General features: G+C 58.7%; 7 protein-coding genes. 6 read left to right on the forward strand and 1 reads right to left on the reverse strand.

What is annotated here, in order from left to right; genetic code table 11:
• Positions 1-109, reverse strand: a 109-nt coding sequence (locus LG661_RS23760; protein ID WP_230534472.1) for a cold-shock protein, incomplete at its 3' end; no start/stop codon positions are given.
• 379 nt (positions 110-488) lie between these two features.
• Here LG661_RS23760 and LG661_RS25615 point away from each other — a divergent pair.
• From LG661_RS25615 to LG661_RS23780, 6 genes are all read left to right on the forward strand, one after another.
• On the forward strand, positions 489-926 hold the full coding sequence (locus LG661_RS25615; RefSeq protein WP_407666836.1) for a response regulator: 438 nt from the start codon (positions 489-491) through the stop codon (positions 924-926).
• Positions 927-1361: 435 nt separating this feature from the next.
• Positions 1362-1676 carry a co-chaperone GroES gene (gene groES, locus LG661_RS23765; RefSeq protein ID WP_230534468.1) on the forward strand — a complete coding sequence of 105 codons (315 nt, stop codon included), beginning with the start codon at positions 1362-1364 and terminating at the stop codon, positions 1674-1676.
• Positions 1677-1846: 170 nt separating this feature from the next.
• A complete protein-coding gene (gene groL, locus LG661_RS23770; RefSeq protein ID WP_230534469.1) occupies positions 1847-3496 on the forward strand; it encodes a chaperonin GroEL in 1650 nt (549 codons plus the stop codon).
• A 570-nt stretch (positions 3497-4066) separates the two neighbouring features.
• Complete coding sequence (locus LG661_RS25190; protein WP_268995513.1) at positions 4067-4189, forward strand: hypothetical protein; 123 nt, start codon at positions 4067-4069, stop codon at positions 4187-4189.
• A gap of 566 nt (positions 4190-4755) precedes the next feature.
• Positions 4756-6453, forward strand: a complete 1698-nt coding sequence (locus tag LG661_RS23775) for a methyl-accepting chemotaxis protein (protein ID WP_230534470.1) — start codon at positions 4756-4758, stop codon at positions 6451-6453.
• A gap of 175 nt (positions 6454-6628) precedes the next feature.
• Complete coding sequence (locus LG661_RS23780; RefSeq protein WP_230534471.1) at positions 6629-6802, forward strand: hypothetical protein; 174 nt, start codon at positions 6629-6631, stop codon at positions 6800-6802.
• The last annotated feature ends 551 nt before the right edge of the window (positions 6803-7353 follow it).

A 7353-nucleotide genomic window follows, 5' to 3' on the forward strand; every position in this document is an offset into this window, starting at 1 on the left:
CGCGCTCGAGAGCGGTGGCATGGACGAACACGTCCTTGCTGCCGTTGCTCGGTTGGATGAAGCCGAAGCCTTTTTGATCGTTATAGAATTTTACGGTGCCCGTGTTCATGGGAATATCCTTGGGTATGCGTGAGTGCACGTGAGCTTGCAGGTCGCGCAACAATGCGGCCCTGTGCTCGGGTTCGTCGATGTTTGGGGAGAGTGTCTGAACGTGCGCCTGGCAAAGCCACAAGCGAAACGGCCCGATTGTTCGGCCAAAGTCGATATATTCAATATGGGGTTCCCATGCCGGATTGCAAGGCTGGATGGGAAACCTACCCCCCAGAACACGTGGCGAGGCTGGCATCCTCTCAATGACCTCAGTCGGCATTGGCATGTCGGCTGATAAGTGTGTCAGCTCATGGAGGTTCTCCACAATTGGGATCGTTAAGGCGGGTAGGTGCGGACGTGTTGAAAATTCTAGTTGTAGAAGATGATGCGTCCGTGGAATGACTGTAACAGCGCTGGAAGAAGCCGGGTACGAGGTCATTGAAGCGACCAGCGGCGGGGAAGCCCTGAGGCTCCTGCAAGCAGGGATCACCGTTGACGCCTTAATGACCGACATTCGCTTGCCGAAAGCCAATGGAGGGGAGGCGGCCAGGGCCTACCGCAAGCGCTTCCCGGGTCTGCCTGTCTTGTATGTGCCAGGATACGCGAAGCAAATGCAGCCTGTTCCCGGAGAGACCATCATCTCGGAGTCCTACAGGATATGGCGCGAGTTGATCTCCAGAGCGGCTTTGGCAACGGACATCAGCTTACCCGCTCGAGCCAGGAACCGCTCCAACTGCCGGTCCACGCTGGTCTCAGATGCCACGAGGCGTTGGGGGGGCAGTCCAAGGATGCCTTTATCTGTGCCAGTCCCTCTTTTGTCAGCGAGTCAATCCTGAGAAGATTGTGCCCTCCGGATGAAACCCGTTTCGAAAAGACGAGGCGAACATAGCTAGTGCCCTGGAGCGGGAGGAAGTAGAGCCCGTCTGACTCTCCTGCCAAGAAGCAGCGCAGTCCAACGTAGAAGCTTTCCTCATACCCTTTGATGGCCCGACGAATGGCCGGGTGGATCACAAGGGTTGTCTGCCTACTCTCACAGACCTCTTCAACGGCATCGAAACTCAACACTGCGGAACCCCATCCCTAAACGGCCAAGCGGCCTCACGGGATCAACGCCGCTCATCAGAGTACGGTTCAGCTTCTCCTGAAAGATGAGCTTGCCTGAACCGGAGCATCAGGCTATCACTTGGCGTTAGCACTCTCACGCGTCGAGTGCTAACCGTGCTGCTCGGCGCAGACGAGTGCCTCCAATTCCATATTAAGGAGGCTTGCCTATGACATTCCGTCCGCTGCACGACCGCGTCGTCGTCCGCCGCATCGAAGCCGAAGAGAAGACGGCCGGCGGCATCATCATCCCGGACACCGCCAAGGAAAAGCCGCAAGAGGGCGAAGTCGTCGCCGTCGGCCCCGGCGCCCGCGATGAGAACGGCAAGGTTGTCGCCCTCGACGTGAAGGCCGGCGACCGCGTCCTGTTCGGCAAGTGGTCCGGCACCGAGGTGCGTATCGACGGTCAGGATCTCCTGATCATGAAGGAATCCGACATCATGGGCGTGATCGAGCGGACCGCCGAAGCCCAGAAGGCCGCCTAAACAGGCTTGGCCCGACCAGATAGAACGCAACAGGAGTTCAGCTATGGCTGCCAAAGACGTAAAATTCTCCTCGGATGCCCGCGATCGCATGCTGCGCNGGACCGCCGAAGCCCAGAAGGCCGCCTAAACAGGCTTGGCCCGACCAGATAGAACGCAACAGGAGTTCAGCTATGGCTGCCAAAGACGTAAAATTCTCCTCGGATGCCCGCGATCGCATGCTGCGCGGTGTCGATATTCTGGCCAATGCAGTGAAGGTCACGCTCGGTCCCAAGGGCCGCAACGTGGTGCTGGAAAAGAGCTTCGGGGCTCCTCGCATCACCAAGGACGGCGTTACCGTCGCCAAAGAAATCGAGCTTTCCGACAAGTTCGAGAACATGGGCGCCCAAATGGTGCGCGAAGTGGCCTCGAAGGCCAGCGATGTGGCGGGTGACGGCACCACCACTGCGACGGTTCTGGCTCAGGCCATCGTCCGCGAGGGCGCCAAGGCCGTGGCCGCCGGCATGAACCCGATGGATCTCAAGCGTGGCATTGACTTGGCCGTGGCAGAGGCCGTGAAGGACATCCAGGCCCGTGCCAAGAAGGTCGCCTCATCTGAGGAGATTGCCCAGGTTGGCACCATCTCGGCCAACGGCGACGCCTCCATCGGTGAGATGATTGCCCAGGCGATGCAGAAGGTCGGCAACGAGGGTGTCATCACCGTCGAGGAAGCCAGGACCGCCGAGACCGAGCTCGACGTGGTCGAGGGCATGCAGTTCGACCGCGGCTACCTGTCCCCCTACTTCATCACCAACGCTGAGAAGATGATCGCGGAGCTTGAGGACCCCTACATCCTCATTCACGAGAAGAAGCTCTCCTCGCTGCAGTCGCTGCTGCCGATCCTTGAGGCCGTTGTTCAAACCAACAAGCCCCTGCTGATCGTGGCGGAAGACATCGAGGGCGAGGCTCTCGCAACGCTGGTGGTCAACAAGCTCCGGGGCGGCCTGAAGATCGCTGCCGTCAAGGCTCCTGGCTTTGGTGACCGCCGCAAGGCCATGCTCGAGGATATCGCGATCCTGACAGCCGGTCAGACGATCTCCGAAGACCTCGGAATCAAGCTCGAGAACGTGACCCTCGACATGCTTGGGCGCGCCAAGCGCATCCGGATCGACAAGGAGAGCACCACGATCATCGATGGGGCTGGTTCTACGCAGGACATTGAGGCGCGCGTCGGTCAGATCAAGGCGCAGATCGAGGAGACTACCTCGGATTACGACCGTGAGAAGCTCCAGGAGCGTCTCGCCAAGTTGGCCGGCGGCGTTGCGGTGATCCGCGTCGGCGGCTCGACCGAAATCGAAGTCAAGGAGAAGAAGGACCGGGTGGATGACGCAATGCATGCCACCCGCGCTGCGGTTGAAGAAGGCATCATTCCCGGCGGTGGCACGGCCCTGCTGCGCGCCAAGGCTGCGGTTGCCAAGCTCACCAGCGACAACCCAGACGTGAAGTCCGGCATCAACATCGTGCTGCGTGCCCTTGAGGCTCCGATCCGTCAGATCGCCGAGAATGCCGGCGTCGAGGGGTCTACAGTGGTTGGCAAGATCAACGACAACACCTCGTCGGACACCTTCGGCTTCAACGCTCAGACGGAAGAGTTCGTGGATCTGCTCCAGGCCGGCATCGTCGACCCGGCCAAAGTCGTGCGCACCGCTCTGCAGAATGCAGCGTCGGTCGCCGGTCTGCTGGTCACCACCGAAGCCATGGTTGCCGAGACGCCGAAGAAGGACGCTGCTCCAGCCACGCCAGGCGGTGGCATGGGTGGCATGGGTGGCATGGGCGGGTTCTAAGTCCTGCTCCCGTCAGCCCCAGTGCAAAGGCCCCGGAGTGATCCGGGGCCTTTTGTTATAAGGTTTGGTAGGTCGACGGCGATCACCCCCCGTCAGGGCCGTGCTTGTGACCTACGATGGCTCGACAGGACTACACAGCGGTAATACACACGAGTAATTCATGGGCGTGCTAAGTCATTGATTTTGCTGGCGTAGTAGGTGTAAAGGTACAATCCTCTATGCCATCCAACTTCGGCTGCCAAGTCGCCTATCCATGCAACAATGCGTCCGATCGCCACGTAAGGTGGGCTTCGATCTCGATCCCTGCGCAGCCCCGATGCCGCGGCCCTTGGAATACGGCCCAGAACCACTACACCTAGCATGAGCAGGGCGGCCAGAGGCTTCCCCGGGAGGGGAGGGTGTGGCTCAATCTGAGCCTGTGGCCGGGAAGCCTATCACGAGTTTGTCTGGCCCTATGTCTAAGGCATCCTCTTCCTGCGCGGTAGGATTCACTTCCACTATCGGGATGGCCGGCGGGCTGAGGCCAATTCGCGCGCTCCAAGCGTCCTTATGGCCTACGGTGAGGAATACATGGAGAGGCTGATCCAACGCGGCCTCGCCGGCGCTTTCGGCGGCCTTACCCGGCCGGTGCTCCTGCACATGGTTCTGAACTTCGAACCGCTCATGCCGGACTGGCGCGAGGTCGTCTGCTAAACCATCAAGAATCTCGGCAGCATGGCGCGGTTGCAGGAGATTTGCTCCGCTTTAGAGAACCTCTCCGCGCGAAGGCGAATCCCCACTGGAACTCCAAAATCCGCCAAACGATCGGATATATCGGGCTCCTGCGGATCGACAACGGGCAATACTCCCTGTTCGCCTGATACCTCCCAAAGGACTCCACGATGAGTACGGAGCGAAATCTCAGTAGCGCCTGCCCCAAGATGGCTGAATCTCTACTCTAAGCAATATTATTATCGCTTAAATCCAACCTAAGGGAGAATACGCGCAACAACCAAAGGTATGTAAGTGCGCAACCATCGGTTCGCCGCTGATGAAGTCAGAGCGATCTACGTAATAACCCGGATTGACATCGCTCAAAGCAGTAGTTCCTGGACATCTCGTAGCTATAAAACTTCGAGCAAGCGCGCCTATAAATTGGAACGCGTCCAAAATACACGGATTGTTTACCTTGCTCCCAGCACTGTTTAGCCACCTGAACTTCGGCGCGTCAGGGGGGCGCGCGCTTCCCGCGGCGTTGCGGGCGGGTCGGTATAAAAACGATGAAATTCTTCAACGACCTGAGACTCATCACGAAGCTGGCCATCCCAGTGGCGATTTTCGTTAGCATCACGGTCGGATTGATCGTGCTCGCCGAGATCGGCTTGGCCCAAATGTCTTCTGACACCCAGGAACTGGTCGACCGTGATGCCTCACGCCTGAGCAGCATTCTTTTGATCAATGCCGAGGTAAATGAGGCGACCATCCAGGAGAAGAACCTGATCCTGCTCTCAGCATCCCAGCCGGACCGCATCGAACGGACCTTGGGCGTGTATCAACAGTTCAGGTCAAAGGCTCTGCAGCACATTGACGACTTGATTGCACTTTCGACCAGCCCAGAGATCAGAGCCGTCAACGAAAACATCAAAGCGACTGTCGTCAAGTACTTCGAATTGATGGACGAGAGCGTCGCGCTCGCGGCCAAGGACAACGACGCCGAAGCCCTGGTGATCACCAACGGTGAGGGCCGGGACTGGCGGATGAAAGTTCGCGACCTTCTCGCTGAGCGCATCGTTGCGAACGAGAAGGCCTTGGATACCGCCAAGCACAAGGCTCAAGACCTTGCATCGAACACCGCTACGACCCTTATGGTGGCTGGTGTCTTTGGAATTCTTCTCGCGGTCGGGATGCTGGGAGCCATCATCCTCTACGGCGTCGTGCGTCCGCTGGGCGCCATGACAGGTGCCATGGGCCGTCTTGCCGATGGAGACCTGACGGTGGACGTGAGCGGCACCGGGCGAAAGGACGAGGTCGGTCAGCTTGCCCGCGCACTGCAGGTGTTCAAGGACAATGCCATCGAGGCCCGGCGTCTCGCCGCTGAGCAGGAGGCCGAGAACGATGCCAAAATGCGCCGTGCTCAGATGCTCGACCACCTGACGAAGCAGTTCGAAACCAATGTCTCGGCCCTGACGCAGGGACTGGCGTCTGCAGCCACCGAGATGGAAGCTACGGCCCGATCGATGACAGCCATTGCCGATCAGACAACCAGCCAGTCAGTGAATGTTGCTTCCGCCGCCGAACAGACGTCGGCCAATGTTCAGACGGTTGCGGCGGCTACTGAGGAACTCTCGATTTCCATCCGGGAAATCGCCTCCCAGGTGAACCAGTCCTCTCAGATTGCGGAGTGTGCAGTCGCCGATGCTCAGCGGACGGACACGATCGTCCAGCAGCTTGCATCGACGGCCGAGCGGATCGGCAATGTGGTTGCCCTGATCAACACTATCGCCGGCCAGACCAACCTGCTTGCTCTGAACGCCACGATTGAGGCGGCCCGGGCTGGCGATGCCGGCAAGGGCTTTGCGGTGGTTGCATCCGAGGTCAAGGAGTTGGCGAACCAGACCGCGAAGGCGACCGAGGAAATCTCGGCCCAGATCGCATCCGTCCAGCAAGCGACCGGCGAGGCTGTCGGAGCGATCCAGGCGATTGCCAAGACGATCTCGGAGATGTCCCAGGTGTCTGTCTCCATCGCAGCAGCGATGGAAGAGCAGGGGGCAGCAACAGCGGAGATCGCCCGCAACGTTCAGGAAGCGGCTCGCGGAACCGAACAGGTCACGGGCAACATTGGAAATGTCCGCCATGGCGCCGGGGAGACAGGCGCTGCAGCATCCCAGGTTCTGAGCGCAGCCCAGGAGCTTGCTCGCCACTCCGACAGCCTGGGGCAGGAGGTCGGGAACTTCCTGACAGGCGTCAAAGCAGCCTGATAGCGTCAGAGGGGGCCGCGAGCCCCTTTTTCTTGCCGAGACAGCTTCCTGAACCGGTCACACTCTTCGCACTCTTGGGGCGTTCCGCGGTCATTCCTTCGCAATGACTGTGGGCGTTCCTCGCTTGGCTTTGAACTCACTCAGTAGTGTTACTGTAACACTAGGATTGGGTTCGATGTCGAAGCTAAGTTATCTGCTTTTCATCCTGAGCGTCATGAGTGGATTGCTTATGGTTTGGTTCGCTTACCAAGCGAACAAACATCCATCGTCCATCAACGCGCAAGCTTTTGGCGCTTGCCTTACCGTGTTCACGGCGAGCACTGGGGCGCTGGTCACACTGGATGACTGAACCAAGCTGGAACATCTCAAGGCAACAAAAATGGGCAGCGATGCTGCCCGATTACTCTTGCCTGCCGTTTAGGCGTGAACTATATTGTGCATCGCAGCATAGCGATTGGCGTTGCTTTGCTGCAGCCCTTCTTGGGCGTTTCCTCCCTAAACTTCGGGCCGCTTTCGAGCGGCCTTTTTTCTTGTGGCAAGACTACAGACGAGCCATTCCCATGCAATAGAGCAAAAGTCGTAGTTGTCTGCCTCTTGTCGTAGCGTAAGGACCGCCTGCGGCCAAGATTGCCTAGTCATGGCCGCTAGCTCAACATCAAAGATCCAGATGGCAATATGCTGATGATCTGCAAGCTCAATTAACCGAACCGGTACGCCTCGTGCAGCATTGCTCACGATTGTGGTAGTTGTCTCAACCAGGCTAGAACCTCGCTATAGGTTGAAAGCTGGACCGCATCAGAAACCGGAAGTGCTGCAATGCCCGCCGGATCGGACACAAGTTCAACTTTTGATCCTTCTCATCCGGCGCGAGAAGGGTGAATTACGCCACATCGATGGCTA

This window comes from Microvirga roseola (assembly GCF_020866965.1).
Taxonomy (GTDB): domain Bacteria; phylum Pseudomonadota; class Alphaproteobacteria; order Rhizobiales; family Beijerinckiaceae; genus Microvirga; species Microvirga roseola.

What these genes read in the sequence shown, in the direction of transcription:
- LG661_RS25615 (WP_407666836.1), top strand. Translation starts at nt 489, where the DNA reads ATGACTGTAACAGCGCTGGAAGAAGCCGGGTACGAGGTCATTGAAGCG.
- groES (WP_230534468.1), top strand. Translation starts at nt 1,362, where the DNA reads ATGACATTCCGTCCGCTGCACGACCGCGTCGTCGTCCGCCGCATCGAA.
- groL (WP_230534469.1), top strand. Translation starts at nt 1,847, where the DNA reads ATGGCTGCCAAAGACGTAAAATTCTCCTCGGATGCCCGCGATCGCATG.
- LG661_RS25190 (WP_268995513.1), top strand. Translation starts at nt 4,067, where the DNA reads ATGGAGAGGCTGATCCAACGCGGCCTCGCCGGCGCTTTCGGCGGCCTT.
- LG661_RS23775 (WP_230534470.1), top strand. Translation starts at nt 4,756, where the DNA reads ATGAAATTCTTCAACGACCTGAGACTCATCACGAAGCTGGCCATCCCA.
- LG661_RS23780 (WP_230534471.1), top strand. Translation starts at nt 6,629, where the DNA reads ATGTCGAAGCTAAGTTATCTGCTTTTCATCCTGAGCGTCATGAGTGGA.